The following is a 23381-nucleotide window of genomic DNA, read 5'->3' on the forward strand; positions in this document are numbered from 1 at the left end:
TTATCCCTTCACGGAACCGGCGGTCAGGCCGCGGATGAAATACTTACCGGCAACGACATAGACGAGCAGCGTCGGCAGCCCCGCGATGATCGCGGCAGCCATGTCGACGTTGTACTCTTTGACGCCGGTGGTGGAGTTTACGATGTTGTTGAGCGCCACGGTCACGGGCTGCGTTCCCGCCTGGCTGAACGACACGCCAAACAGGAAGTCGTTCCAGATTTGGGTGAACTGCCAGATCACTGTCACCACGATGATGGGCAGTGACAGCGGCAGGAAGATCGACCAGAAAATCCGCAGGAACCCGGCCCCATCGACCCGAGCCGCTTTGGTCAGTTCGGACGGAATGGTGACATAGTAGTTGCGGAAGAAGAGCGTGGTGAAGCCCAGCCCGTAGATCACGTGCACAAAGATCAGGCCCGGAATGGTCCCGGCAATGCCCATTATGCCCAACAGGCGCGCCATCGGCAGCAGGACAACCTGGAAGGGGATGAAGCAGCCAAACAGCATCAGCGAGAAGATGATGTTCGCGCCCTTGAACCGCCATTGCGCCACGACATAGCCATTCAGCGCACCCAGCAGTGTCGAGATGGCCACGGCAGGCACCGCGATCAGGACCGAGTTCCAGAAATAGGGCCGCAGGCCCTCGCACTGGATACCGGTGCAGGCACCGGACCACGCGGTTTTCCAGGCCTCAAAGCTGACCTCGCGCGGCAGCGAGATCAGGCTGCCTGTGCGGATTTCTTCGAGGCTTTTCAACGATGTGGTCAACATCACGAACAGCGGCATCAAGTAATACAGCGCGAACAGGCCCAGCAGGACATAAAGCAGCCAACGCAGGGCAATCTTGCCGGTGGCACTTTGGGTGCGGGTTTGGGTTTGGGGCATCGACAGATCAGTCATTTTTCGCCCTCAGCTCTGAATAAAGATAGGGAACCACGATGGCAAAGACGACCAGCATCATGATCATTGCCGACGAAGCCGCCTGACCGATATCGCCGCGCGAAAACGCCATGGCGTACATGTAAGTGGCTGGCAGATCGGTCGCGTAGCCCGGACCGCCACCCGTCAGGGCTATAACAAGGTCAAAGCTCTTGATCGCAAGGTGCGCCAGCACGATGAAGGCGGACAGGAAGATCGGGGCCATCGAGGGTATGATAATCGCCGTATAGATACGCCATGTCGGAATACCATCGACCTGCGCGGCCTTGATGATTTCACCATCCACCGAACGCAAACCGGCCAGGAACAGCGCCATGACAAAGCCCGAGCTCTGCCAGATCGCAGCAATGACGATGGTGTAGATGGCGTAATCCGGGTTCACCAGCCAGTCGAATTCGAAGTTCGGAAAGCCCCAGCCCTGCACCATCGCCTCGATACCCAGGCCCGGGTTGAGGATCCACTTCCACGCGGTGCCGGTGACGATCATCGACAGCGCCATCGGGTAAAGGTAGATCGTACGGATCGCTCCTTCGACGCGTATCTTCTGATCCAGCAGGATGGCCAGCAACAGGCCCAGCACCATCGCGATCACGATGAACAGCGCGCCAAAGATATACAGGTTGTTGATTGCCGTGTCCCAGCGGGGTGAGTCAAACAGGCGTTCATATTGGATGAAGCCCTTGATCTCGTATTTCGGCAGAAGCTTCGATCGGGTCAGCGACACCCATGCGGTCCATCCGATAAAGCCGTAGACAAAGATCAATACGGCGATGAACGACGGTGCCAGCACCACCTTGGGCAGGTGGTTTTCCAGCCATTCGGACATTTTTTCCTCCGGGGAAAGATGCTCTGCCCCTCAGTATAGGGGGCAGAGCGTATTGGATCAGTAGCTGTTTGCCACCGCGTCCGCCAGTTGCTGAACCGCGTCAGCCGAGGACATATCCGAGTTGAAATGCGCGGTCACAACGTCGGTGATCGCACCAGCCTGCGCACCTCGCAGAGCCATACCATGCGCGTAAGAAGGCAGAAGCGAACCGCCTGCCGAGGTCGAGCCCATGTCTTCGGCCGAAATTTGCGCGCAGATGTCGAACGCATCCAGTGCAACATCCGTACGGGCCGGGATCGAGCCTTTGTTCAGGTTGAACACTTCCTGGAAGTTCGGCGCAACGATCAGCTTGGCCAGCAGTTCCTGGCCGGCGCGCTTGTCGTCACCTTCCACGTCAAACATGGCAAAGCTGTCGACGTTGTACAGGTAGCCGTCGCCGGGGGTCGAGGCGCACAGGAAGTCCTCGCCGGGCTTTTTGCCAGCCGCCAGGAATTCGCCCTTGGCCCAGTCACCCATGATCTGGAACGCCGCTTCGCCATTCATCACCATGGCGGTGGCCAGGTTCCAGTCACGGCCCGAGAAGTTTTCATCCACGAACCCGCGCAGGGTGCGCATCTGGTCAAAGACCTGAACCATGGTGTCCGAGGTCAGCGTTTCAGGGTCCAGATCAACAAAAGCCTTCTGGTAGAACTCGGGTCCACCCAGACCCAAAGCAACCGCTTCGAACACGGTCGCGTCCTGCCACGCCTGCCCACCATGGGCCAGAGGGATCACACCGGCGGCCAGCAGTTTCTCGGCTGCGGCGTTGAACTCTTCCCACGAGGTGGGCATTTCGATGCCGTTGGCAGCCAGCACATCGGCGTTCGCCCAGATCCAGTCGATGCGGTGGACGTTTACCGGAGCGGCGCACCACGTGCCTTCGCACATCATGTGACCGGCGATCGACGCGGGCAGGACATCCGCCCAGCCTTCGGCCTCGGCCACGTTCGAGATGTCAGCCAGAACGCCTTCTTCGTACCATTCCTGAATGGCCGGGCCTTTCAACTGAACTGCGGTCGGAGCATTACCGGCCAGAACACGGGCCCGCAGCGCGGTCATTGCCGCATCACCACCGCCGCCGGCAACGGGCATGTCAGTCCAGGTACCGCCATTCGAGGCAAATTCTTCCTGCAGAACGGCGACCGATTTGGCCTCGCCGCCAGATGTCCACCAGTGCAGAACTTCGGCCTGCGGCTCGGCCGTAACCGAGGTGCCTGCGACCACAGCCAGAGTCGAAACTGCGGACAATGCAAAACGTTTCATAAAGGGATCCTCCCAGATACTTTTTTAGCCACCGGACCGGCGGCGATGCGCGATACTACGGATAGCGGACGGCCGTCTGGCAATGATTTTCCGGGGTAAATCCCGGCAATGGTGGAATTTTTCCCACCATTTGTTACAGCCTGTTACGTTGGACTTGAATCTGTTGCCGTTCGTTACAATTGGCGAGCCGGACTGAAACCGTGACAGGGAGGAGAAGCGTGACCATTTCGCGCTTGTTGGTGGTGGATGACGACCCCGAAATGCGGTCGATGATGACCCAGTTTCTGCAACAGAACGGGTTCATTGCACTCCCCGCCAGCTCGGACAGGGAAATCCGCACGCATATGTCCTCGGGGCGCATCGATCTTATTTTGCTCGATGTCATGCTGGGAGATGAGAACGGCGTGGACATCTGCGCCCGATTGCGGCGCGAACAGGATGTCCCGATCATATTCGTGTCCGCCTTGTCTGCCGATCATCAGCGCATGGCCGGGTACGAGGTGGGCGCGGACGACTATATCGCCAAGCCTTTCAACCCGCATCTGCTGCTGGCGCGGGTGCGGGCCGTGATGCAGCGGACTCGGCGCACGCCGTCTCTGGCCTATCGGCGCCGCACCCGGACCTTTCGCTTTGCAGGCTGGGTATATGACGGCAAACGGGACGAGGTTTTTTCGCCCGAGGGCTATCTGGTGCCCCTTTCTCAGCGCGAAAGCGCATTGCTCAAGGTGTTGCTGGCCAATCCGCATATCCCGCTGACCCGGGTCGAGATCGCCGCAGCTTTGGACGTCACCGGTGATGGCGACAAGAGCGAGGCACAGGGCCGCGCCATCGATATGCTGGTGGGACGTCTGCGTTCGAAGATCGAGGCCAATCCCAAAGAGCCGCAAATGCTGCGAACCGAACGGGGGCTGGGATATGTCTTTGCCACAGATGTTTCGGTGGAAGAGGACGCATGAACAGGCCTGCGTTGCGTCTGCGCAGCCTGGGCTGGATCTGGACAATCGCCGCGTTTTCCGCCGGTTTGGTTTCAGCCGGACTGTGGTTTGCGTCTGCGCAGGCGTGGGAGGGTTTCCTGACGCGGGCGCAAGTTGCGGGCTTCGCGGTCTATGAGGACCTGCGTGTCGGCAAAACCCCGCCCTCCGGCATCACGATAACCCGATTGCCCGTGCCAAGCGCCGCTCTGGCCGAAGTCGGCCGGTTCGAACAACTGCCCGGCATGTCGGATCGCAGTTTTGTCACAAACCTGTCGATCTTCACCGACAGTTCCGCCCCGCTGAGCGGGCGCGAACTGACCCTGGCCGTCATGTCGGACCGCCTGGTTTACCCCGTTTCGGACATTCTCTCGGGCAGTGATCAGACTGGGCCGGAAAAGATGGGCAGCCTGACCCGGCTGCTGGCGACCTATTGCAGCGAACCGGTTCTGATCGCCCGCTTTGGGCGCAGTGCGTGGCAGATGGTGGACGGAACCGACGTCTGGGGCTGCGGTGCCGCACCAACTGATCTGCGACTGCCTGCAATTCTGGTGGCCGTTGTTGCGTTGGCGATCCTTCTTACCTCGGTCGGGAATGTCAGCGACACATTCACCCGGTTCTCACACGCACTGCGCGACCGAAAGCGGCGCGGCGGGCCGGACAGCTACGATACCGAGGGCCCAGGCGAACTGCGCGAAATCGTCGAGGCCGTGAACGACCATCTTGATGCGGAACGGGCGCAGCTGGAAAAGCGCGCCATTGTCTTGTCTGGCGTCAGTCACGATCTGGGCACACCGGCTACGCGCGTTCGGTTGCGCGCCGCCCTGATCCCCGACCGAGACCTGCGCGAGAAACTCGAGGCTGACGTGGACCAGATGACAGGAATGATCGAAAGCGTCCTGACATTGACACGGTCCGAACTCAGTGTCGAGGAACCACGTCAGATCTCACTGACGGCGCTGGTTGAATCTGTGGTGGCCGATTACCAGGACATGGACCGGCCCGTTACCCTGAAACAGGCAGCCCCGGTTCTGGTCGAAGGCGGTCGGTCGGTTTTCATGTCGCGCCGCGGCCATGGCTCCATGCCCGAAACGCGGCGCATTCTGGTTATCGGGCGGCCAATTTCGCTGAAACGCGCATTGACCAACCTGATCGACAATGCGCTGAAATACGGGCGGCAGGCCGAGGTCGAGCTTGCGACAGATGCCCAGACGGCCACCATCACGGTCGAGGACAAAGGCGCCGACCTGACCGCCGCGGATATCGAGGCACTGATGGCACCGTTCCGGCGCGGTTCGAATATCGGATCCTCTGACGGCTATGGTCTGGGTCTGACGATCGCCGCAACCATCGCCGAACAGCATGGTGGGACACTTAGCTTCGAGGCCGGAGAACAGGGATTGCGTGCCCGTCTGCACATCACGCGGCAGTAGTGGTTCTTGTCAGATCGTGTAACTGCGCACCAACGCGCTTGCGATCAGGGACCACCCGTCAGCGATGACAAAAAAGGCCAGTTTAAACGGCAGTGACACGGTAGCCGGGGGAACCATCATCATGCCCATCGACATGAGAACCGCTGCGACCACAAGATCAATGATCAGAAACGGCAGGAAAACCAGAAATCCGATCTGAAAGGCCCGCGCAATTTCCGACAGCATGAAAGACGGCATCAGAACCGATACCGGCGCGTCCGGCGACAGCGCAATCGTGTCGCCGCCCGGACGCAGGGCCGCCATGGCGTGAAACGTATCCGGATCAAGCCGAGTGGCCATGAAGGCGCGAAATGGAACCAGCGCACGTTCCAGCGCCGGTTCCACATCCATTGTCTCTTCAACCATCGGGCGTATTCCGGTTTCCCAGGCCTCGGTGAAAACCGGCTCCATGATGAAATAGGTCAGGAACAGGGCTAAGCTGACGATCAACATGTTCGGCGGTGACTGCTGCAGGCCGATGCCCTGCCGCAATATGGCCAGAACCGTAATCAGAAACGGAAAGCAGGTGATCATGATGGCCAGTCCGGGTGCCAGACTCAGCACGGTAATCAACAGGATCAGCTGCACTGTGCGCGCCGAGATCGACCCACCGTCGCCCAGCGACAAGGTCACATCCTGCGCCGCCGCCAAAGACGGGGTCAGCAGCGCCAGCGCCAAGGCAAGCCAGACCAGCGGACGCATCAGCCGATCCCGCGCTGAAGGTCCGATATCTCGGTCAGGCGCACGGCCAGTTGACCGGCCTGATCGCCCTCCAATTCTTCCAGAAGCCCCCGCGCAACCAGCTGGTCGCCGACATACAGGTCAACGGGATCCTCGATACGCTTGTCCAGGGTCAGTACCGCGTTTTCGCCCAACGCCAGCAGGTCGCGGATCAATGGCCGCGCCCGACCGACCGAGACCGTCACTTCGATCGGGACGGTTTCAAACGGATTTGATTTTCCCTTATTTAGGGTCTGATTCTCACTCATTTGACAGTGCCTTTTTTGCCTCGAACAGATAAGCGTCGAATGCGTTGGAAATCGACGCCAGCAAGGCGTTGCAATCCACCTCCTGCTGCGACATGCCAACCTGCAGCCGCGCCTTCCCCGGTTCCAACGATGAATCCTCGATCACTTTTGGTGGTGGGCTCAGACCCGGCGGCACAAGAGCGCCGACACCATTCCCCTGCCCCACAGGAACCAGTATTTGCATGGGCTGACCGATCTGCTCGCCAGCCAATTCGCACAACTGCTCCACCAGACGGGTCCCAAAGCCCCGCTCCAGCGTTTCCGGCAGAACAAGACGGACGAGCCCCTCGAACATCGGCTCAAGCGACAGCGACATCCGGTTCAGCGCCTCGTGATAGGTGAAGGACATGTCTTCAAGCGAGGCGGCCAGCGCAGCGGACGTCCGATCAAGGCTTTGTTCCTGTGCGGTCAGGGCATCCTCCCAACCTGCCTTGTAGCCGTGTTCAAATGCGGCAAGGCGATGCTCTTCCAGCGCCTCCTCGTCCAGCAGATGAACCTGAACACCACTGGCCTGTGCCGAGAAGTCTTCAAGGAGATGGGCGATGGACATCACACAGCCTCCTCACCTTCTTCAAGCCAGCTGCGCAGAATTTCGACTGTTTCTTCCTGCTTTTCACCGATCATTGCGCGCAAGCGGTCAACCGGGTCAGCGCCGGCAGGCGACCCCAGCGCGGGAACCTCTGCCTGCTTCGCCTGACTGGGTATTTGCGCAAACTCTACCCCATCCGCCGTCGCGATTTCACCAACAAGAAACGGAGCGTCCTCAGACTCGGGCCTACGGTCCGCAGGCAAAAGCGCGGTGGCCGCAACCGGCTTTGTCAGAATCGGGCGGATTACAAACAACCCCAGGATCAGAGAGACAATCGCCAGCACCGCCATCTGAATCAGAGACATGGCGTCCAGATGGAGTTTCGGCCAGAAGGAACCGGAAACCAGCACTCCTTGAGGCTCTATCAAAGGCATATCCATCGATTTGAGTGTAATCACGTCGCCCCGCGCAGCGTCGAAACCAACGGCAGACGCGACCAGCTCGCGAAGCGCGTCCAGCTCGGTCTGCGGCAGTGGCACAAAGCTTTCCGCCCCTTCATCCGTTACTTCCCTGGAACCGTTGACGAGAACTGCCACTGTCAGTCTTTTGACCGCACCAGGGGCGTTATGCACTTCCAGTTCGGTCTCGGACACTTCGTAATTCACCCGTTCCCGGGTCTGGGTCGCAGTGGAGTTAGATTCGTCACCGCCCGCCGCGTCGCCATCCGGAAGGTTCGACGCGACGGTCACATCCGAGGACTGGTTGCGCGCACTGTCTGAACGTTCTTCTACATCCGTGCTGATCGCCACGCGCGTTTCAGGGTCGATGCGGCGTTCGCGGATCGATTCAGTTCTTGTCACCGTATCGACACTGACTTCGACCACTGCGTTTCCCGCACCAACGCGGGCCTCGACCAGGCGCAAAACCCGCTCGCGCAGTGTTCGGGCCTTGTCATAAGCCGTGTCTGCAGCAGCCTGGCTTTCCTGCGCGCCGATCACTGCTCCGTTTGAATCGATTACCGTCACGTTTTCCGGGGCCAGGCCACTGACCGCCGACGACACCAGAAAGCGAATGGCTCGGGCCTGATCTGCCGTAATCTGACCACCCGAAGGCACCAGATACACCGATGCTGTTGGCGCGGCGCTGCGCTGGAACGGGTTGGAAGAACTGTTGGCGATATGAACACGGGCCTGACTGACATAGGCGCTGCCGACGATGGTCCGGGCAAGCTCACCTTCCTTGGCGCGCCAGTAGGCGGCATCGAACATCTGCGACGTGGTGCCGAACCCGCTAAGCGAGTCGAGCAGTTCGTACCCGCGATTGCCGTTTGCAGGCAACCCCTCGCTGGCGAGCGTCATGCGCAGTTCATCCCGCTGCGTTCCGGGGACATAAATCGAACCGCCGCGAATCTCGTATGCAACCCCGCGCTGATCCAGGGCCCGGACAATATCGCCAGCGGCCCCGCTTTCGAGCCCGGCATATAGCAACGTCATCGACGGTGCCGTCACCAGCCGGGACATGGCAAGAACCCCAAGAAAAACCAGCACCACCGCACCGGCGACGACAATTTGCCTACGCCTGTCCAAATTTGCCCAGACAGTTCCGATCTGCTGCACTCTCACCTCCGACTCGCCGACATTCTGCCCGGCGCAACCTCTGTTTGGACGATTGCCCTTAACAATCGGTTAGTCCCTGCGGGGTTATGACGGTGGCCGAACGGATGGATGAGGACGCCATGGCTGACGCAACGGCTGAAGAAAGCGAAGCCCCGGTAAAACCGAGGAAAACGGGCCTGATCGTCGGGGCGGTTTTGGCCGTTCTGGGTGCGGCCGGCGGTTATTTTCTGGCAACGTCTGGCCTGTTGCCGCTGGCTGGCAACGGTACCGAATCCGATGAAGAAACGGCTGAAATCTCTGCCGAAGCAGTGCCCAAGATTGGCTTTGTCGACCTGCCACCCGCGATCATTTCGGTGGATGTCGGCGATTCACGTCATCTGAGGTTTCATGCCCAGCTTGAAGTGAATTCACCCTACATCGGTGACGTCGAAAAGATGAAGCCCCGCATCATGGACGTTCTCAATGGTTATCTCCGCGCGATCGAAGTCGCGGATTTGGAGGATTCGCTGGCCTTGATCCGCATTCGTGGACACCTGCTGCGGCGTATCGAAATTGTCGTGGGCAAAGGGCGCGTCCGCGATGTTCTGGTGATGGAATTTGTACTGAATTAGGAGGCGAAATTGGAGCTGATTGCGGATATTTTGCTTGTTGCAGGCGCGCTTGGCGCCGGTCTGTATTGTTTTGTGCTGTCACGGCGGCTCAGGAAATTCACTGATCTGGAGCAGGGTGTCGGTGGTGCCGTGGCGGTTCTGTCCTCGCAGGCGGACGCGCTAAAAAGATCGCTTGAGTCGGCCCGGTCTGCCTCCGATCAGTCCGGAGTTGCTTTAAAAGAGCTGACCCAGCGTGCCGAGTCCGTTGCCGGGCGGCTCGAGCTGATGATGGCCTCGATGCATGACATTGGCCTGGACGATGACAACGTTAGCCCGGGTCCGGAAAACCCTGAGCCCGGAGACCGCGAGCAAGAAAACTCCGCGATTGAACCGGCAGTGGTTCCGGAGAACCCAGCACCACAGGGTCCCACAAAGCAAACGGATACGGAGAAACACGAGGATATCGTGGTCGCACCTCAGCCTAAGGGTAGCCCGGAAGGTCTGATGTTTTTCAGGCATGCCCGCAAATCAGGCGAGGCTACGCCATGAAACAACGAAAAACGCCAAGCAGGCGGGGTCGGTCTCGTGGCGGAGTATTGACTGTGATTTCCTTGCTGATGGTCGGGTCCGCTGTGATCCGATTGGGTCTGGAAGCCGGCCCCGCCCTTGCAAAGGCTGCCGACCCGTCTCAGCCACTGCTGCAACCTGCTTCTCAAAAGGCACCGGATGTTCAGGTTCTGCTGACCGAGCTGCTTCGACGGGAAGAACAGCTGGTACAACGTGAAAACACCCTTCTGAATAGGGAAAAGGCCTTGGAAATAGCAGATCAGGCCATCGAATCCCGCCTGATTGCCCTGCAGCAGGCGGAACAGGACCTGCGAGCCACTTTGGCCATCGCCGACACGGCCGCCGAAAGCGATCTGAGCAAGCTTACGGACATGTACCAAAGCATGAAGCCGAAAGACGCCGCCGCATTATTCGAAACCATGGACCCGGTGTTCTCTGCAGGTTTTCTGGCCCGAATGCCTTCCGATGCTGCGGCCGGCATTCTTGCCGGGCTCCCGCCCGAGGTCGCCTACACGGTGAGCGTCGTGATGGCAGGTCGCAACGCTTCGGCCCCCGAAGAATGATGAAACTATTGGTCGTACCCAAAACACATTTTGCCGGAGAACGCAGATGATCGGACTTGTAGGAATCATCGTCATTTTCGTCATGGTTTTCGGCGGCTATCTCGCAGCTGGCGGCAAGATGGCTATCATTATGAAATCATTGCCTTTTGAAATGATGATGATTGGCGGAGCCGCTGTTGGGGCATTTCTGATCAGCAACGACATGAGCGCGGTCAAGCATACCGCCAAAGACATGGGAAAGGTATTCAAGGGACCCAAATGGAAACCGCAGGATTACCGCGACCTGCTGTGCCTGTTGTTTTCCCTGATCCGCATGGCCAAAGCCAACCCGGTCGAGGTTGAACAGCATATCGAAGAACCCGAAAACTCTACTCTGTTTTCCGCATATCCGAAAATTCAGGCAGACCGGGAAGCGGTGGATCTGATCTGTGACACGATGCGATCAGCGGCCATGAATTATGACGATCCGCATCAGGTGGAAGAAGTGCTGGAAAAACGGATGGAGGCCAATTTCCACCACGCCATGCATTCCAGCCACGCGTTGCAGACCGTGGCGGACGGGCTGCCGGCGCTGGGAATTGTCGCGGCGGTTCTGGGTGTGATCAAGACGATGGGATCGATCGACCAGCCACCCGAAGTTCTGGGAAAGCTAATCGGCGGCGCCCTGGTCGGCACGTTTCTGGGTGTCTTTCTTGCCTATGGCCTAGTCGGACCGTTCGCAGGGAAACTGAAAGCCGTAGTCGAGGAGGACAACCATTTCTACCAACTGATCAAAGAGGTTCTGGTTGCCAACCTGCACAACCATAACGCTGCAATGTGTATTGAAGTCGGACGACAAAACACGCCAACGCACAACCGCCCCGGCTTTGCCGAACTGGAGGATGCGCTGAAGGAACTCAAACAGGCGGCGGCATGATCCGGGGTGCTCTTCTCGCTATTTCTCTGTTCGTGGTCGCCAATTGTGCCGCGGCACAATCCGTCACGGTTCGATCCGGCGAACATGACGGGCACACGCGGCTTGTCGCGCAGGTTCCTCATGGAACCGAGTGGGCTTTGACCCAGAAAAAGAACGGTGCGCGTCTGAAGGTGGCCATTGACGATGTCAGGTTCGAAACAGGGTCTGTCTTTGCCCGACTCTCAAGCACCCGTTTGAGCACGCTTTCTCAGGCTCGGTTTGGTGCCGAATTGGACATGGAATTCGGGTGCGACTGTGCCGCGTCCGCCTTTCTGTATCAGGAGACGATGATCGTCATCGATATTGCCCCGGTGGATGCCCTGCCACCACTTGGCCCATTGTTGGTGTCCGTGCCAGACATCTCGCAAGGTCCCGAGCAAGAACAATCCGCGTCTGACCGGGCGCCAGAGCCATTTGCACTGCCGCTTCTTGAACAGGGATTGCAAAGAATAGAAGAACGGCTTTCTACGCGGTTCGTGCAAGGCGCGGATCGCGACATCCTTGACCTGAACCTTGCCGGTCAGGGACTGCGCCGGGTGCCTGAGGTCCACGATTTGGAAGATTTGCCGGACCTGGAGCCGAACTTCCGGGTTTCGTCAGTGCTGGAGGACTTGCCGGGCTTTCCGGTGCCGGACATTCCACCGGTGCCTTCGCGCCCGGCCTGTCTGACGCGCGCGGAAATCGGGTTTGATCGCTGGTCAGATGGGCGTTCCTTTTCCGAACAGATAGCCGATCTGCGAGTCGGACTCTTTGAAGAGTTTGATCGTGTGGATTCGGAAACTGTCATGAAACTGGCAAGACTATACGCTTTCCACGGTTTCGGAATCGAGGCTTTACAGGTGCTGGATCTGACCACTTCGCTATCTTCCGATAGGGACCGGATCGCGGCCATTGCCCGGATCATTGACGATCAGACAGTCGCTGAACCGAACCCGTTCGAAAACCTTCAAAGGTGCGCCAGTGACGCCGCGCTCTGGTCGGTATTAAGTGAACAGACATTGCGGGCCGATGCTGATCTGAAGGCCATTGAACAAGCGTTCCCGCGCCTGCCGGACCATCTTCAGCGCCACTTCGGCCCGTCACTGGCGAATATCCTGGTGGAGGGCCAGAAACTTGAGGCAGCGCGACGGATCCTGCGGACAACAGACAGAGTTGAGCCCGAAAGCTGGCCTGAGGTCAGTCGCGCGAAAGCTGCGGTTGCCAGTGCCGAAGGGGATGACCCGCAAACAGAGGCTTTACTGAACGAAGTCATCTCGTCACCGGATGCCGTGCTGGAAGCCCCGCTGGCGCTGGCGCAACTGATAGAAAAACGCTGGGGGGAAAGGGGTGCGGTCACGGCTCAGGAAGTCGATCTGGCCGCAGCATATGTGCTGGAGTTCCGGAGATCCGAAATTGGGCCAATGATGATGCAAGCCCATGCAGTGGCGCTGAGCCTGAGTGACCAGTTCGATGCGGCGGTGGATCTTGCTGAAAGCCTGCCTACGGGTGAAGGCAGGGCGGGAACGCTGAACCGGGTTATGTTGATGGTGGCGGAACGCTCAGATGACGTGACATTCCTGCGCCGAACCCTTGGCTTGGCGGATGACTTCGTGTCGGATCTGAGCACCGAAACTGCCATCGCACTTTCCGATCGGCTGGCGACGCTCGGGTTTGCGTCAAACGCCCATTTCTTCGCCAGCCGTCCGCAAGACAGTATCAAACGGTCGGAGCGTGCAAGGCTGAGGGCTCGCGCGGCCTTGCTGGGCGGGCGTCCTCATCAAGCCATGCTAGAGCTTGCCGACGATGATAGCGTTCAAGCCGACCTTCTTCGGATTGAGGTGGCCCGTACTGTCGGGGACTTCGTAAAAGCCGGTGAACTATCGAAGAAGCTTGGGACGCTGAATGAAGCCGATAGATATTTCTGGCTGGCCAATCTGACAGATCAAACAGCAGATCAAAACGGGCAGTTCGCAAAGATTGCCGCAACGACGCGGGCTTTGGCAAAACAACCAGCACGAAACCCGGCCAAACCGCTGGCAGATGCGGCATATCTTTTGAAAGATAGTGAAGATACGCGCCAAAAGATTGCCGAGTTGCTTGCCGCGCTTGATCCTTAACGAAAGCCACTGCCCACGATTGCATGAGTAGTTCAAGGGAATAGGCGCATCGGCTGTTCGATCACAAACAGCACTGTTATGCTGTGGGAAAGGTAACTTTGGTCTTACCGGGCTTAATCTCTCCTTACCTTTTCGGCAGCGCTTTCTCGGTCGATTGATCTTGATGTACAGAGTCTAAGGTTTCGAGAAGCGTTAAGCTTCGATCTAATTTCACTTAGCAGACTGATCAAAAGCAGGCCGATCCGGGCACAATACAATTTGCGCGCATTGTCGCCGTTCAACCTGCCACTATCGGCGACGTGACCGAACATGGGTTGAATTCACACCGAATCGTTCCTTCATTTCCATTGGACGCGAAAAAGCGCGCCAAATTGCTCGCATGGCGAGGGGACAGGCTGGACAAATATCGGCTCAATCAGAAGCCGGTCAGCGGAAATCTTGAAAAGTTCCTAAAATGTTCTATATTTGTTCTCATGTGGAACGGAGGTTTTCGAGCTATGACCAACGCTGCCCGCCAAAGCTGGTTTGATGCGCCCAGCAACGACTATCACATGCTGCCGGTGACGGACCGGCAGATGCGCTATGCCCGTGCCATTGCGGAAAAGTCTGCTCTGGAAATTCCAGTTGAGGCGCAGCGGGACCGAAAATCAATGTCGGACTGGATTTCGGCACACAAACCTAACGATCCTTCACCCTTCGCAAATTACCCGACTGGCAAGCAGGTGGCCTTTGCCGAACGTATTTCACGCAGCAAACGCCGGCCTATCCCTTCCGAGTGCTTTCGCGACAAGCAACGCATGTCGCAGTGGATTGACAGCAACAAATAGACTCTGTTGCAAGGCTATTCAGGGGTCAGTGCGGATGCCTGTTGTGTTCGCGCCCATACAGCCCAACTGCCGCGGCCACGAACAGGCCCAGCAGAATGTAGCCGGTGATCGCTTCGGCCACTGCCAGGCCGCGGCACAGACCGGCGGGCTTCAGATCTCCAAACCCAACAGTCGTGAAAGTCACATATGAGAAATACAGAACATCGGCCGGACCTTTTGCGCCGACAACACACAGGTCATAATAGCCGAACGCGCCGTAAACCGCAGCGAACAGAAACGGCACCACCTGAATGAACGATATTCCCATCAACAACAGCTGACGCCGGGGAGACGTGACCTGAGTCATGTAGTACCAGGTCTGCGAGATCAGCCACAGCACCAGCGCGCCCGAAGCAATCGCGCCAATTGTGTTCCCTGCCGTGGTCTCGTTGAGGCGGGAAAGAGCGTACCAGGCCAGAAAGCTGACCAGAACCAGCCCGAAGGCGGCGGCCAAAGTCGATTTCCATTCTTCTAGCGTTCTTGGTTCGGTCGACATGGGTGTTCCGGACAGTTGCGTATGCGCGATCATCCGCATTCCGGCGGAAATCGACAACCCTTAACGCGTGGCGATCAGTTCACGCCCAAATGCGCGTCCCCACGGGCGCGGGCCAGTGCAATCTGTTTCTGCCGTTCGCGAAAGCGCATCTTGTCCGCCTCCGAGGTCTCATTGATGCAATGATGGCATGAAACGCCATGCTCGTATTCTGGCCGCTTCGTGTCATCCGGCAGAATCGGGCGCCGGCAGCCATGACACAGATTATGCGGCCCTTCGACCAACCCGTGCCCGACTGAGACACGGTTGTCGAACACAAAACATTCCCCCTGCCAGGTGCTGTCTTCGGCCGGAACCTCTTCGAGATACCGCAGAATCCCACCTTTCAGGTGATAGACATCGTCGACCCCCTGTCCCAGCAGGTAGTTGGTGGATTTTTCGCATCGGATACCACCAGTGCAGAACATGGCGACACGTTTGGTGTGGAAACGGTCCTTATTCGCCTCCCACCAATCCGGAAAATCGCGAAAGCTGGCTGTTTTAGGGTCTATTGCGCCCTCAAAAGTGCCGATCGCCACCTCATAGTCGTTTCGCGTATCGATCAGTACAACGTCATCCGAGCGGATCAGGTCGTTCCAGTCTTCAGGTTCGACATAGTGACCGACGCGGGCCTGCGGATCGACATCCGGCTGCCCCATTGTCACGATCTCTTTCTTCAGGCGCACTTTCATCCGGCCAAAGGGCGGGTGATCCGACGAAGCCTCTTTCCATTCCAGATCGGCGCAACCCGGAAGGGCGCGGATATGGGCCAGAACAGCATCGATCCCGGATCGCGGGCCTGCAATTGTGCCATTGATCCCTTCTTGCGCCAGCAGCAGGATTCCTTTGACGGACTGCGCCTGACACAGTTCCAGCAATGGCTCACGCAGTGCGGCGTGATCGGCGAATCGGGTAAAGTGATAGAGAGCGGCGATTGTGTACATGCGCGCGATCTAATACCACCCGCGCAGAGTCGCAAGAGAACGGATTGACGCCCCCCATCTGCCCGCCTACCGATAGATCGACGAAAGGAGGTCAGCATGACTCATGCCCTGATCGTGATCGATGTTCAGAACGATTTCTGCCCCGGCGGCGCGCTGGCTGTTCCCGGCGGCGACGAAGTGGTTGTCCCGATAAATGACATGATGGACGATTTCGACGCGGTCATTCTGACCCAGGACTGGCACCCGGAGGGGCATTCATCATTTGCAAGTTCGCATCCCGGCCGGAACCCATTTGAATCGGTCGAAATGCCTTATGGCTCCCAGGTTTTGTGGCCGGATCATTGCATTCAGGGCAGCCAGGGCAGCGCGTTTCATGCGGCGCTCAGAACCGACGCGGATTTGATCATTCGCAAAGGATTTCGCCCTGCCGTCGACAGCTATTCGGCCTTTTTTGAGAACGACCAGACGACACCCACCGGCCTGGAGGGGTATCTGAACACCCGAGGCATAACCAAACTGACGCTTGTCGGGTTGGCCACTGATTTTTGTGTTCAGTTTTCAGCACTTGACGCGGCGCGTCTGGGATTTGACGTGACTGTCCGGATGGCGGCCTGTCGCGCCATTGATCTGGACGGATCCTTGAAGGCGGCGGAAAACGCGATGCAGAAGGCCGGCGTCACCCTGATCTAAGGCGTCGCGCCGGCTGCTGCCAGAAATCTGAGCAAGACAATCAACAGCACAGCCAGACCCAGCGCGATTCCAACGCGCCAGGGCAGCGTCCGCCGTTTGGGCGGCACCGGTTGCGGTGCGCTGTCCGGTTCAGGCTGAATGTAGGGCAGCAACTGTATTGGTGGTTTTCGGCGGCGTTTCCCTTGTGGGCGGGCGGTTTTGATGCCGTTCAGAAACGCCCACAAATCAAATTCACCACAATACTCGCCCGCCAGGCCCGTGGCCTTGATATTGGCAAAAAGGCGCTGGATGACGAGGTTTCGCAAATCCTCGTCTTCTGCCCGGTAGATACCATTGGGCAAACTGCTGTTCCGGGTTTCAAAATCGAACCCGGCATCCACAAACATCTTGCGGATATTCGGTGACGTGTCGCGCAGGGCTTCTGCCGTCTGAAAGTCGCGGAACAAGGCTCGGGCCCGCGTCTTCCCATTTTGCGAAGCTTCTGTGTCCGCCTGAGCTGGCTCCACTTCGTCCTGTGCAATCGTTACAATATCAAAGTCGTACTCGAGACCCATTCACTAAACTCAACTCACATGTCCATCCCCTCTTTTCACTAACCCGTGAAAAGCACACACAATTTGCCCGCAATGTGACTGGACCTTGTCATTGTCACCAATTGGGCGACTCTTGCCATTCATCGTTCCGATTGATCTAACAATGGAAATCGCAGGAGTTCCACATGGTCGATATTGCGACACGCGTGTACAATCACAAATGGAAGATCGACCCGATTGTCCGGTCTTTGATCGACACGGACTTCTACAAACTTCTGATGTGCCAGTCAGTGTTTCGAAATAAGCCCCAAACGGACGTCGTTTTCTCGCTGATCAACCGGTCGAATCACATTCCGCTGGCGAAACTCATCGATGAAGGCGAACTGCGCGAGCAACTGGATCATATCCGCTCGCTCAGCCTCAGCCGCGGCGAAAGCACATGGCTGCGCGGCAATACTTTCTACGGAAAGCGGCAGATGTTCCGGTCGGATTTCATGGAATGGTTCGAAAACCTGCGCCTGCCGCCCTATCACCTGGAACGCAAAGGCGATCAGTACGAGCTGACCTTTGAGGGCAAATGGCACGAGGTCATGCTGTGGGAAATCCCGGCGCTGGCGGTGTTGATGGAACTGCGGTCGCGCGCGGTTCTGAATGACATGCGCCGGTTCGAACTGCAGGTACTATATGCCCGTGCGATGACACGGGTCTGGGAAAAGATCGAACAACTGCGCGGTATTGGCGGCTTGGGGATCGCCGACTTCGGAACCCGCCGGCGTCATTCCTTCCTGTGGCAGGACTGGTGCGTTCAAGCGATGATCGAAGGGCTGGGCAGTTCGTTCACCGGCACGTCGAACTGCCTGATCGCGATGCGGCGCGAGGTCGAGGCCATCGGCACCAATGCCCATGAACTGCCCATGGTTTATTCCGCACTGGCCGATAGCGACGCGGACCTGGCCCAGGCGCCTTATGACGTGCTGAGCGACTGGCACGAGGAACATGACGGCAACCTGCGGATCATTCTGCCCGATACCTATGGCACCAAGGGGTTTCTGGACAGCGCGCCCGACTGGCTGGCCGGATGGACCGGCATTCGTATCGACAGCGGCGATCCGGCCGCCGGTGCCGAAATTGCCATCGACTGGTGGAAATCCCGCGGCGAGGATCCGCGCCAGAAACGTATCATTTTTTCGGATGGGCTGGATGTTGCAAAAATTCAGGAATTGCACGGCCAGTTTGCGAAACGGGTCAACGTGTCCTTCGGTTGGGGGACGCTGTTGACCAATGATTTCCGGGGTCTCGTGCCAAATGATGCGCTGGCGCCGTTTTCGCTGGTGTGCAAAGCAGTCTCTGCCAATGGCCGCCCGACAGTGAAGCTATCGGACAATCCCGAAAAGGCTATGGGTCCGGCGGATCAGATCGAGCGCTACAAGCGTGTATTCGGTGTTGGCGCGCAAAAGGCGATCGAAGTGATCGTCTAGATCATCGCCCGTGGAAAGCCGCCACTGTTTTTAGTTGCGAAAACCCGTACAGCGCCTCGAACCCTTTTTCGCGTCCGTGACCGGATTTCCCCACCCCGCCAAAGGGCAATTCGACCCCGCCACCTGCACCGTAATTGTTGATGAACACCTGTCCCGAACGCAGTTGTTTCGCCAGCCGCATCTGCCGCGCCCCGTCGCGGGTCCAGATGCTGGCAACCAGACCATAATCGGTGCAGTTGGCTATATTTAGAGCCTGTTCCTCGGTATCGAAAGGGATCAGAACCTGTACCGGGCCAAATATCTCGTCCCGAGCCAGGACGTGATCCGGCGGCACGTCCGAGAACAGGGTCGGGCGAACATAAGCGCCGCTTTCCGGCGCACCTTCAGCGATCCGCCCCTGTGCCGCGATTTTCAGATCGGCACCTTTTTCAAGAAACCCGGTCACGATCTGCTTTTGCCGGTCCGAAATCAGTGGGCCAACCCGCAAATCCTGCATCGCCGGTCCGACGGACAACTGTTCATAAGCTTGGGCCATGCGCGATCGGACCTGATCGTAAATACCGCGCTGCACCAATATGCGAGACGAGGCGGAGCAGGTCTGGCCGGCATTCTGAATACCTGCGTTCACCAGAAAGGGCAGCGCAGCATCCAGATCGGCATCGTCAAACACCAGTTGAGGAGACTTTCCGCCCAGTTCCAGCGTCACCGGCACGACGTTGCGCCCCGCCGCCTGCTGCACCAATGCGCCCGTGGCAACGGATCCGGTAAATGAGATGTGATCGACATCCGGATGTGCCGACAGCGCCGCCCCGGCCTCGGCCCCAAGCCCGGGCACGACGTTCAGCGCGCCGGGCGGCAAGCCGGCTTCAAGCGCCAGATGCGCAAAAGCCAGCGCGGTCAGGCATGCCTCTTCTGCGGGTTTCAGAACACAGGCATTGCCCATCGCCAACGCAGCGCCAACAGATCGGCCGATGATCTGCATCGGGTAGTTCCAGGGCACGATGTGGCCGGTAACCCCGTGCGGCTCGCGCAGCGTGTAGACGGTATAGCCGTCCAGATATGGAATCGTCTGGCCCATGACCTTATCCGCTGCGCCACCGTAGAACTCGCAATAGCGCGCCAGTGCAACCGCATCTGCGCGGGCCTGGGTCAGTGGTTTGCCGACATCCATCGCCTCGAGAGCGGCAAGGTCTTCGACCTTTTCCAGAACCAGTTGCCCCAAGCGGGTCAGAATACGCCCTCGGTCCAGCGCCGTCATTCGGCCCCACGCTCCATTCGAAGCGGACCGGGCCGCGCCAACAGCAGCATCGATATCCTGCTTCGTGCCGCGCGCAATCCGGCAGATTTCTGTTCCGTCCGAGGGATTGGTCAGGGGCAAGGTGCCGTCGCTGATCGGTATTATCCACTCGCCTGCTATCAGACACCGAGTTGGGTCAAACCAGATCTGATCAGTCATTCAATGTCTCCAATTCAGGCTCTAACACGGCAGTTCACGCGGCACCCCGATTGTAATCCGGCAGCTTTGGCGCAGCGGAAATCAGCTTTTGCGTATAAGGATGCTGCGGATTGCTGAAGACGGCTTCAGTCTCACCCTGTTCAACAATTCGTCCGGATTGCATCACCATGACCCGATCCGTGATCGTGCGAACAACGCTCAGATCGTGGCTTATGAACAGATAGGTCAGATCATAGGTCGCACATAGCTCGGCCAGCAGGTCAAGGATTTGCGCCCGAACCGATACATCCAGCGCCGAGACCGCCTCGTCAAACAGGATCAGTTCCGGCCGAATGATCAGCGCACGGGCGATGGCGATCCGCTGACGCTGCCCACCCGAGAATTCATGTATGTATTTTCCGGCGTCACCAGGGCTGAGGCCAACGGCCATCAGCATCTCGGAAATCCTGTCCTGCCGCTCTGATCCCGTCGGCGGGGTGTCCAGCAGGTGAAACGGCTCGGTGATCAGCCGCCCGACTCGATGGCGTGGGTTGAAGCTGCCAAAGGGGTCCTGAAAAACCACCTGCATGTTACGGCGCACCGCAAGATTGGGCTTGTGGGCCGCAAAAACAGGCTGCCCGTTCAACAGAACCTGTCCACCCTGAACATCTTCAAGCCCTAGAATTGCCCGTGTTAGTGTCGATTTTCCGCAACCGGACTCTCCGACCAGACCAAGGCGCTCACCCCGGCTGAGGGTAAAGCAGACGTCATCCACCGCGCGGTGGCGAGCAGGTGTTTCGAATAACCGCCTGCGCGGCAAACGGTAGTCACGAACGACATTTGTCACCTCCAGCAGCGGGCCCGGTCGAACGGGATCGGGAAGTGTGACCTGATGGTCCGAGGCTTCGAACAACATACGGGTATAGGGGTGCTGCATGTTCCGCAGCAGATCGTTCGTTGCACCCCTTTCCACCACTTCGCCGTGGCGCATGACAATAATCTGGTCCGCCATGTCGGCGACAACCGCCAGGTCATGGGTGATCATCAGCAATCCCATGCCGTATTCGCGAACCAGCCCCTTCAAAAGGTCCAGAATCTGTGCCTGCGTGGTGACATCCAGTGCGGTGGTCGGTTCATCGGCGATCAGAAGCCGAGGTCGCAAGGCGATGGCCATTGCGATCACAACGCGCTGACGCTGACCGCCAGATAGTTCGTGCGGATAGCGCGATAGCGGAAACCGGTCGGGCGGCAGGCCGACGCGGGTCAGAACCTCGCGCGTTTGCTCGCGGGCTTTGGCGGGTGACATCGCCTTGTGGATCAGAATCGTTTCCGTCACCTGATCACCGATCGTCATGACCGGGTTGAGCGCAGTCATCGGTTCCTGGAACACCATGCCGATTGCCGCGCCACGCAGGGCGCACATTTGGCTCTCGGACCGCTGCATCAGATCCTGTCCGCCCAGCTGAATGGTGCCGTTGGCCACCGCTCCGTTCGGCAACAACTGCATCACGGCCAGCGCGGTCATGGATTTGCCGGATCCGCTTTCACCGGTTACGGCCACGATCTGTCCGGGATCAATTGTCAGGCCGACTTGTCTGAGGATCGGCGCGCCATGAATCGACAATGACAGGTTTTCGATTTGCAACAGGCTCATGTGCGGGCCACCCGAATACGTGGATCCAGAAAGTCGCGCAGACCATCGCCCAACAGGTTCAGCCCCAGAACCGTGGCAATGATCGCCGCCCCCGGAATTAGAGCCAAATGCGGGGCAAAACTGACCATCGTCTGCGCATCGGCCAGCATCCGCCCCCAGCTTGGCGTGGGCGGTTGCGCACCCAGTCCGACATAGGACAGGCCCGCCTCGGCCAGGATGCCAAGGCTGAACTGGATCGTGCCCTGCACGATCAGCAGATTGGCGACGTTGGGCAGGATATGTTCGACCGATATCCGCGCCGCGCCCTTGCCCGATACACGGGCGGCGAGAATAAACTCCCGCTCCCACAGCGACAGGGCTGCGCCGCGGGTAATTCGGGCGAAGACCGGGATGTTGAAGATCCCGATGGCGATGATCGCGTTGATCGCACCGGCGCCGAAAACAGCGGTGATCAGGATGGCTATGACCAGCGAAGGGAAGGCAAAGACCAGATCGTTGCCGCGCATGATCACCTCGTCCAGCCAGGATCCTTTGCGGGCGGCCGCCGCCAGTCCCAAGGGCACGCCCAGCGCCATGCCGATGCCAACAGCCACCAGCGCCACCGCAATCGACGTGCGCGCACCGACCATGATCATCGAAAACATGTCGCGCCCGAAATGGTCGGTTCCGAACCAGTGCATTGAGTCCGGAGTCTGCAACTTGCCGGGGATGTTCAGTGTGGCGTGGTCGTAGGGCGTCCAGACAAATGACAAAAGGGCCGCCAGCAGAACCAGCGAGGACAGCGCAGTGCCGAGGATCAGGTTACGGCTCATGTCCGGCTCCTTAACCTTGGATCAACAGCGGCGTAGGCCAGGTCGACCAGGAAATTGACGGTGATGACGGCGAAGACCAGCAGCATGACCACGGATTCCACTACGATCAGGTCGCGCGCCGAGATGGCCTGAAACACCAGTCGCCCTAGGCCGGGCAGATAGAACACTTGCTCGATGATGATCGAGCCGGCCAGAAGGAAGGAAAACTGCAGCCCGATGATGGTCAATACCGGGATCAGCGCGTTTCTAACCCCATGCCGCCACAGCGCCCGGCGGCGGGTCAGCCCCTTGGCCCGGGCAGTGCGCATGAAATCCTCGCCCAGAATGTCCAGAAGGGCCGACCGCATCACACGCGCCAGAATCGCCGCCTGCGGCAAGGCCAGCGCAATTGCAGGCAGGGTCAAGGAATGCAGACCGGTCCAAAGGCCATCCTTCCATCCTGCAAACCCTCCCGCATTGAACCAGCGCAGATTGATGGCGAAGATCAGCACCAGCATCATCGCAAACCAGAAATTCGGCACCGCGATGCCCAGCTGCGTGGCACCCATCACCGCCAGATCACCCGGCTTGCCACGGCGGGATGCTGCGTAGATCCCGGCGGGAAAGGCGATCAGGGTAGACAACGTCAACGCATAGAGCGCGAGGGGGAGCGACACCCAAAGACGATCCGCGATCATCTGGGAAACAGGTGTGCGATACGTGTAGGACGTGCCGAAATCCCCCACCAACATGCCGCCGACCCAGTTCAGATACCGTTGCAGCTTGGTCCCATCCAGCCCAAGTTCAGCCCGCAGCGCCGCCAAAGTATCGGGCTGTGCATTCACGCCCAGCATGAAAGAGGCCGGATCACCCGGCGCGACTTCGATCACCGCGAAGATGACGACCGAGGCGACGGCGAGGCTGATCAGCAAAGAAATCAGACGTTTGAGGGCATAGCGCAGCATCAGGACCACGTTAGGGGCGCATACCGCACGGGTCCAGCA

At 58.7% G+C, this 23381-nt stretch carries 24 protein-coding genes; 10 read left to right on the plus strand and 14 right to left on the minus strand.

Annotation, left to right across the window (positions count from 1 at the left end; genetic code table 11):
* Genes ACR1XU_RS09805 through ACR1XU_RS09815 form a run of 3 tightly spaced genes read right to left on the minus strand, consistent with a single transcriptional unit; the run spans position 1 to position 3067 of the window.
* On the minus strand, positions 1–900 hold the full coding sequence (locus tag ACR1XU_RS09805) for a carbohydrate ABC transporter permease (RefSeq protein WP_480906076.1): 900 nt from the start codon (positions 898–900) through the stop codon (positions 1–3).
* The gene (locus tag ACR1XU_RS09810; RefSeq protein ID WP_170807033.1) at positions 893–1765 is read right to left on the minus strand and encodes a carbohydrate ABC transporter permease; all 873 of its coding nucleotides are present in this window, start codon (positions 1763–1765) and stop codon (positions 893–895) included. The genes ACR1XU_RS09805 and ACR1XU_RS09810 overlap by 8 nt, the downstream gene beginning before the upstream one ends.
* Positions 1766–1822: 57 nt before the next feature.
* On the minus strand, positions 1823–3067 hold the full coding sequence (locus ACR1XU_RS09815; RefSeq protein ID WP_170619080.1) for an ABC transporter substrate-binding protein: 1245 nt from the start codon (positions 3065–3067) through the stop codon (positions 1823–1825).
* 218 nt (positions 3068–3285) lie between these two features.
* On the opposite strand from ACR1XU_RS09815, the gene ACR1XU_RS09820 reads away from it, so the two are divergent.
* A complete protein-coding gene (locus tag ACR1XU_RS09820) occupies positions 3286–4023 on the plus strand; it encodes a response regulator transcription factor (RefSeq protein ID WP_480906079.1) in 738 nt (245 codons plus the stop codon).
* Positions 4020–5471, plus strand: coding sequence for an ATP-binding protein (locus ACR1XU_RS09825; protein ID WP_170824951.1), 1452 nt, complete (start codon positions 4020–4022; stop codon positions 5469–5471). The genes ACR1XU_RS09820 and ACR1XU_RS09825 overlap by 4 nt, the downstream gene beginning before the upstream one ends.
* Before the next feature lie 9 nt (positions 5472–5480).
* Here ACR1XU_RS09825 and fliP read toward each other — a convergent pair whose 3' ends face one another.
* Genes fliP through fliF form a run of 4 tightly spaced genes read right to left on the minus strand, consistent with a single transcriptional unit; the run spans position 5481 to position 8683 of the window.
* Positions 5481–6212: a flagellar type III secretion system pore protein FliP gene (gene fliP, locus ACR1XU_RS09830; RefSeq protein WP_480906083.1), complete on the minus strand. Its 732-nt coding sequence runs from the start codon at positions 6210–6212 to the stop codon at positions 5481–5483.
* Positions 6212–6499 (minus strand): FliM/FliN family flagellar motor C-terminal domain-containing protein, encoded by a 288-nt coding sequence (locus ACR1XU_RS09835; protein ID WP_170807038.1) that lies wholly within the window; start codon positions 6497–6499, stop codon positions 6212–6214. The genes fliP and ACR1XU_RS09835 overlap by 1 nt, the downstream gene beginning before the upstream one ends.
* Positions 6492–7088 carry a FliH/SctL family protein gene (locus tag ACR1XU_RS09840; protein ID WP_480813778.1) on the minus strand — a complete coding sequence of 199 codons (597 nt, stop codon included), beginning with the start codon at positions 7086–7088 and terminating at the stop codon, positions 6492–6494. The genes ACR1XU_RS09835 and ACR1XU_RS09840 overlap by 8 nt, the downstream gene beginning before the upstream one ends.
* The gene (fliF, locus tag ACR1XU_RS09845; protein ID WP_480906088.1) at positions 7088–8683 is read right to left on the minus strand and encodes a flagellar basal-body MS-ring/collar protein FliF; all 1596 of its coding nucleotides are present in this window, start codon (positions 8681–8683) and stop codon (positions 7088–7090) included. The genes ACR1XU_RS09840 and fliF overlap by 1 nt, the downstream gene beginning before the upstream one ends.
* A gap of 119 nt (positions 8684–8802) precedes the next feature.
* On the opposite strand from fliF, the gene ACR1XU_RS09850 reads away from it, so the two are divergent.
* The 6 genes from ACR1XU_RS09850 to ACR1XU_RS09875 all read left to right on the plus strand — a co-directional run bounded on the left by ACR1XU_RS09850 (position 8803) and on the right by ACR1XU_RS09875 (position 14281).
* On the plus strand, positions 8803–9294 hold the full coding sequence (locus ACR1XU_RS09850) for a flagellar basal body-associated FliL family protein (RefSeq protein ID WP_480906091.1): 492 nt from the start codon (positions 8803–8805) through the stop codon (positions 9292–9294).
* A 9-nt stretch (positions 9295–9303) separates the two neighbouring features.
* The gene (locus ACR1XU_RS09855; RefSeq protein WP_480906094.1) at positions 9304–9822 is read left to right on the plus strand and encodes a hypothetical protein; all 519 of its coding nucleotides are present in this window, start codon (positions 9304–9306) and stop codon (positions 9820–9822) included.
* Positions 9819–10403, plus strand: coding sequence for a MotE family protein (locus tag ACR1XU_RS09860; protein ID WP_170679946.1), 585 nt, complete (start codon positions 9819–9821; stop codon positions 10401–10403). Before ACR1XU_RS09855 ends, ACR1XU_RS09860 begins: the two co-directional genes overlap by 4 nt.
* Before the next feature lie 46 nt (positions 10404–10449).
* The gene (gene motA, locus ACR1XU_RS09865; RefSeq protein WP_480906097.1) at positions 10450–11319 is read left to right on the plus strand and encodes a flagellar motor stator protein MotA; all 870 of its coding nucleotides are present in this window, start codon (positions 10450–10452) and stop codon (positions 11317–11319) included.
* Positions 11316–13454 carry a hypothetical protein gene (locus tag ACR1XU_RS09870; RefSeq protein ID WP_480906100.1) on the plus strand — a complete coding sequence of 713 codons (2139 nt, stop codon included), beginning with the start codon at positions 11316–11318 and terminating at the stop codon, positions 13452–13454. The genes motA and ACR1XU_RS09870 overlap by 4 nt, the downstream gene beginning before the upstream one ends.
* Positions 13455–13951: 497 nt before the next feature.
* The gene (locus tag ACR1XU_RS09875; RefSeq protein ID WP_170612952.1) at positions 13952–14281 is read left to right on the plus strand and encodes a hypothetical protein; all 330 of its coding nucleotides are present in this window, start codon (positions 13952–13954) and stop codon (positions 14279–14281) included.
* A 25-nt stretch (positions 14282–14306) separates the two neighbouring features.
* Here the strand turns inward: ACR1XU_RS09875 and ACR1XU_RS09880 are convergent, their stop codons facing one another.
* Positions 14307–14849: an ion channel gene (locus tag ACR1XU_RS09880; RefSeq protein ID WP_480813771.1), complete on the minus strand. Its 543-nt coding sequence runs from the start codon at positions 14847–14849 to the stop codon at positions 14307–14309.
* 41 nt (positions 14850–14890) lie between these two features.
* A complete protein-coding gene (gene trhO / locus ACR1XU_RS09885; protein WP_480813770.1) occupies positions 14891–15796 on the minus strand; it encodes an oxygen-dependent tRNA uridine(34) hydroxylase TrhO in 906 nt (301 codons plus the stop codon).
* Between the two features lie 96 nt (positions 15797–15892).
* Here trhO and pncA point away from each other — a divergent pair, with 96 nt between their 5' ends.
* On the plus strand, positions 15893–16486 hold the full coding sequence (gene pncA / locus ACR1XU_RS09890; RefSeq protein ID WP_480813769.1) for a bifunctional nicotinamidase/pyrazinamidase: 594 nt from the start codon (positions 15893–15895) through the stop codon (positions 16484–16486).
* On the opposite strand, the gene ACR1XU_RS09895 is transcribed toward pncA, so the two are convergent.
* Positions 16483–17040, minus strand: coding sequence for a hypothetical protein (locus tag ACR1XU_RS09895; protein ID WP_480813768.1), 558 nt, complete (start codon positions 17038–17040; stop codon positions 16483–16485). The two genes, pncA and ACR1XU_RS09895, sit on opposite strands and share 4 nt — an antisense overlap.
* A 164-nt stretch (positions 17041–17204) precedes the next feature.
* On the opposite strand from ACR1XU_RS09895, the gene pncB reads away from it, so the two are divergent.
* Positions 17205–18497, plus strand: a complete 1293-nt coding sequence (gene pncB / locus ACR1XU_RS09900) for a nicotinate phosphoribosyltransferase (protein WP_321249825.1) — start codon at positions 17205–17207, stop codon at positions 18495–18497.
* Position 18498: 1 nt separating this feature from the next.
* Here pncB and ACR1XU_RS09905 read toward each other — a convergent pair whose 3' ends face one another.
* Genes ACR1XU_RS09905 through ACR1XU_RS09920 form a run of 4 tightly spaced genes read right to left on the minus strand, consistent with a single transcriptional unit; the run spans position 18499 to position 23342 of the window.
* A complete protein-coding gene (locus ACR1XU_RS09905) occupies positions 18499–19953 on the minus strand; it encodes an aldehyde dehydrogenase family protein (protein WP_480906107.1) in 1455 nt (484 codons plus the stop codon).
* Between the two features lie 34 nt (positions 19954–19987).
* The gene (locus ACR1XU_RS09910; RefSeq protein ID WP_480906110.1) at positions 19988–21586 is read right to left on the minus strand and encodes an ABC transporter ATP-binding protein; all 1599 of its coding nucleotides are present in this window, start codon (positions 21584–21586) and stop codon (positions 19988–19990) included.
* On the minus strand, positions 21583–22398 hold the full coding sequence (locus ACR1XU_RS09915; RefSeq protein WP_480906114.1) for an ABC transporter permease: 816 nt from the start codon (positions 22396–22398) through the stop codon (positions 21583–21585). The genes ACR1XU_RS09910 and ACR1XU_RS09915 overlap by 4 nt, the downstream gene beginning before the upstream one ends.
* A complete protein-coding gene (locus tag ACR1XU_RS09920) occupies positions 22395–23342 on the minus strand; it encodes an ABC transporter permease (RefSeq protein ID WP_170612937.1) in 948 nt (315 codons plus the stop codon). Before ACR1XU_RS09920 ends, ACR1XU_RS09915 begins: the two co-directional genes overlap by 4 nt.
* Between the last annotated feature and the right edge of the window lie 39 nt (positions 23343–23381).

The organism is Ruegeria sp. D1(2025), assembly GCF_056536425.1.

Excerpts from the sequence above, each read along its gene's own strand:
- fliP (WP_480906083.1), bottom strand. The coding sequence starts at position 6,212 with ATGCGTCCGCTGGTCTGGCTTGCCTTGGCGCTGGCGCTGCTGACCCCG.
- ACR1XU_RS09895 (WP_480813768.1), bottom strand. The coding sequence starts at position 17,040 with ATGGGTCTCGAGTACGACTTTGATATTGTAACGATTGCACAGGACGAA.
- pncA (WP_480813769.1), top strand. The coding sequence starts at position 15,893 with ATGACTCATGCCCTGATCGTGATCGATGTTCAGAACGATTTCTGCCCC.
- ACR1XU_RS09880 (WP_480813771.1), bottom strand. The coding sequence starts at position 14,849 with ATGATCGCGCATACGCAACTGTCCGGAACACCCATGTCGACCGAACCA.
- ACR1XU_RS09910 (WP_480906110.1), bottom strand. The coding sequence starts at position 21,586 with ATGAGCCTGTTGCAAATCGAAAACCTGTCATTGTCGATTCATGGCGCG.
- ACR1XU_RS09905 (WP_480906107.1), bottom strand. The coding sequence starts at position 19,953 with ATGACTGATCAGATCTGGTTTGACCCAACTCGGTGTCTGATAGCAGGC.
- ACR1XU_RS09860 (WP_170679946.1), top strand. The coding sequence starts at position 9,819 with ATGAAACAACGAAAAACGCCAAGCAGGCGGGGTCGGTCTCGTGGCGGA.
- ACR1XU_RS09805 (WP_480906076.1), bottom strand. The coding sequence starts at position 900 with ATGACTGATCTGTCGATGCCCCAAACCCAAACCCGCACCCAAAGTGCC.
- ACR1XU_RS09875 (WP_170612952.1), top strand. The coding sequence starts at position 13,952 with ATGACCAACGCTGCCCGCCAAAGCTGGTTTGATGCGCCCAGCAACGAC.
- motA (WP_480906097.1), top strand. The coding sequence starts at position 10,450 with ATGATCGGACTTGTAGGAATCATCGTCATTTTCGTCATGGTTTTCGGC.
- ACR1XU_RS09835 (WP_170807038.1), bottom strand. The coding sequence starts at position 6,499 with ATGAGTGAGAATCAGACCCTAAATAAGGGAAAATCAAATCCGTTTGAA.
- trhO (WP_480813770.1), bottom strand. The coding sequence starts at position 15,796 with ATGTACACAATCGCCGCTCTCTATCACTTTACCCGATTCGCCGATCAC.
- ACR1XU_RS09920 (WP_170612937.1), bottom strand. The coding sequence starts at position 23,342 with ATGCTGCGCTATGCCCTCAAACGTCTGATTTCTTTGCTGATCAGCCTC.
- ACR1XU_RS09915 (WP_480906114.1), bottom strand. The coding sequence starts at position 22,398 with ATGAGCCGTAACCTGATCCTCGGCACTGCGCTGTCCTCGCTGGTTCTG.
- ACR1XU_RS09815 (WP_170619080.1), bottom strand. The coding sequence starts at position 3,067 with ATGAAACGTTTTGCATTGTCCGCAGTTTCGACTCTGGCTGTGGTCGCA.
- ACR1XU_RS09870 (WP_480906100.1), top strand. The coding sequence starts at position 11,316 with ATGATCCGGGGTGCTCTTCTCGCTATTTCTCTGTTCGTGGTCGCCAAT.
- pncB (WP_321249825.1), top strand. The coding sequence starts at position 17,205 with ATGGTCGATATTGCGACACGCGTGTACAATCACAAATGGAAGATCGAC.
- ACR1XU_RS09825 (WP_170824951.1), top strand. The coding sequence starts at position 4,020 with ATGAACAGGCCTGCGTTGCGTCTGCGCAGCCTGGGCTGGATCTGGACA.
- ACR1XU_RS09840 (WP_480813778.1), bottom strand. The coding sequence starts at position 7,088 with ATGTCCATCGCCCATCTCCTTGAAGACTTCTCGGCACAGGCCAGTGGT.
- ACR1XU_RS09810 (WP_170807033.1), bottom strand. The coding sequence starts at position 1,765 with ATGTCCGAATGGCTGGAAAACCACCTGCCCAAGGTGGTGCTGGCACCG.
- ACR1XU_RS09850 (WP_480906091.1), top strand. The coding sequence starts at position 8,803 with ATGGCTGACGCAACGGCTGAAGAAAGCGAAGCCCCGGTAAAACCGAGG.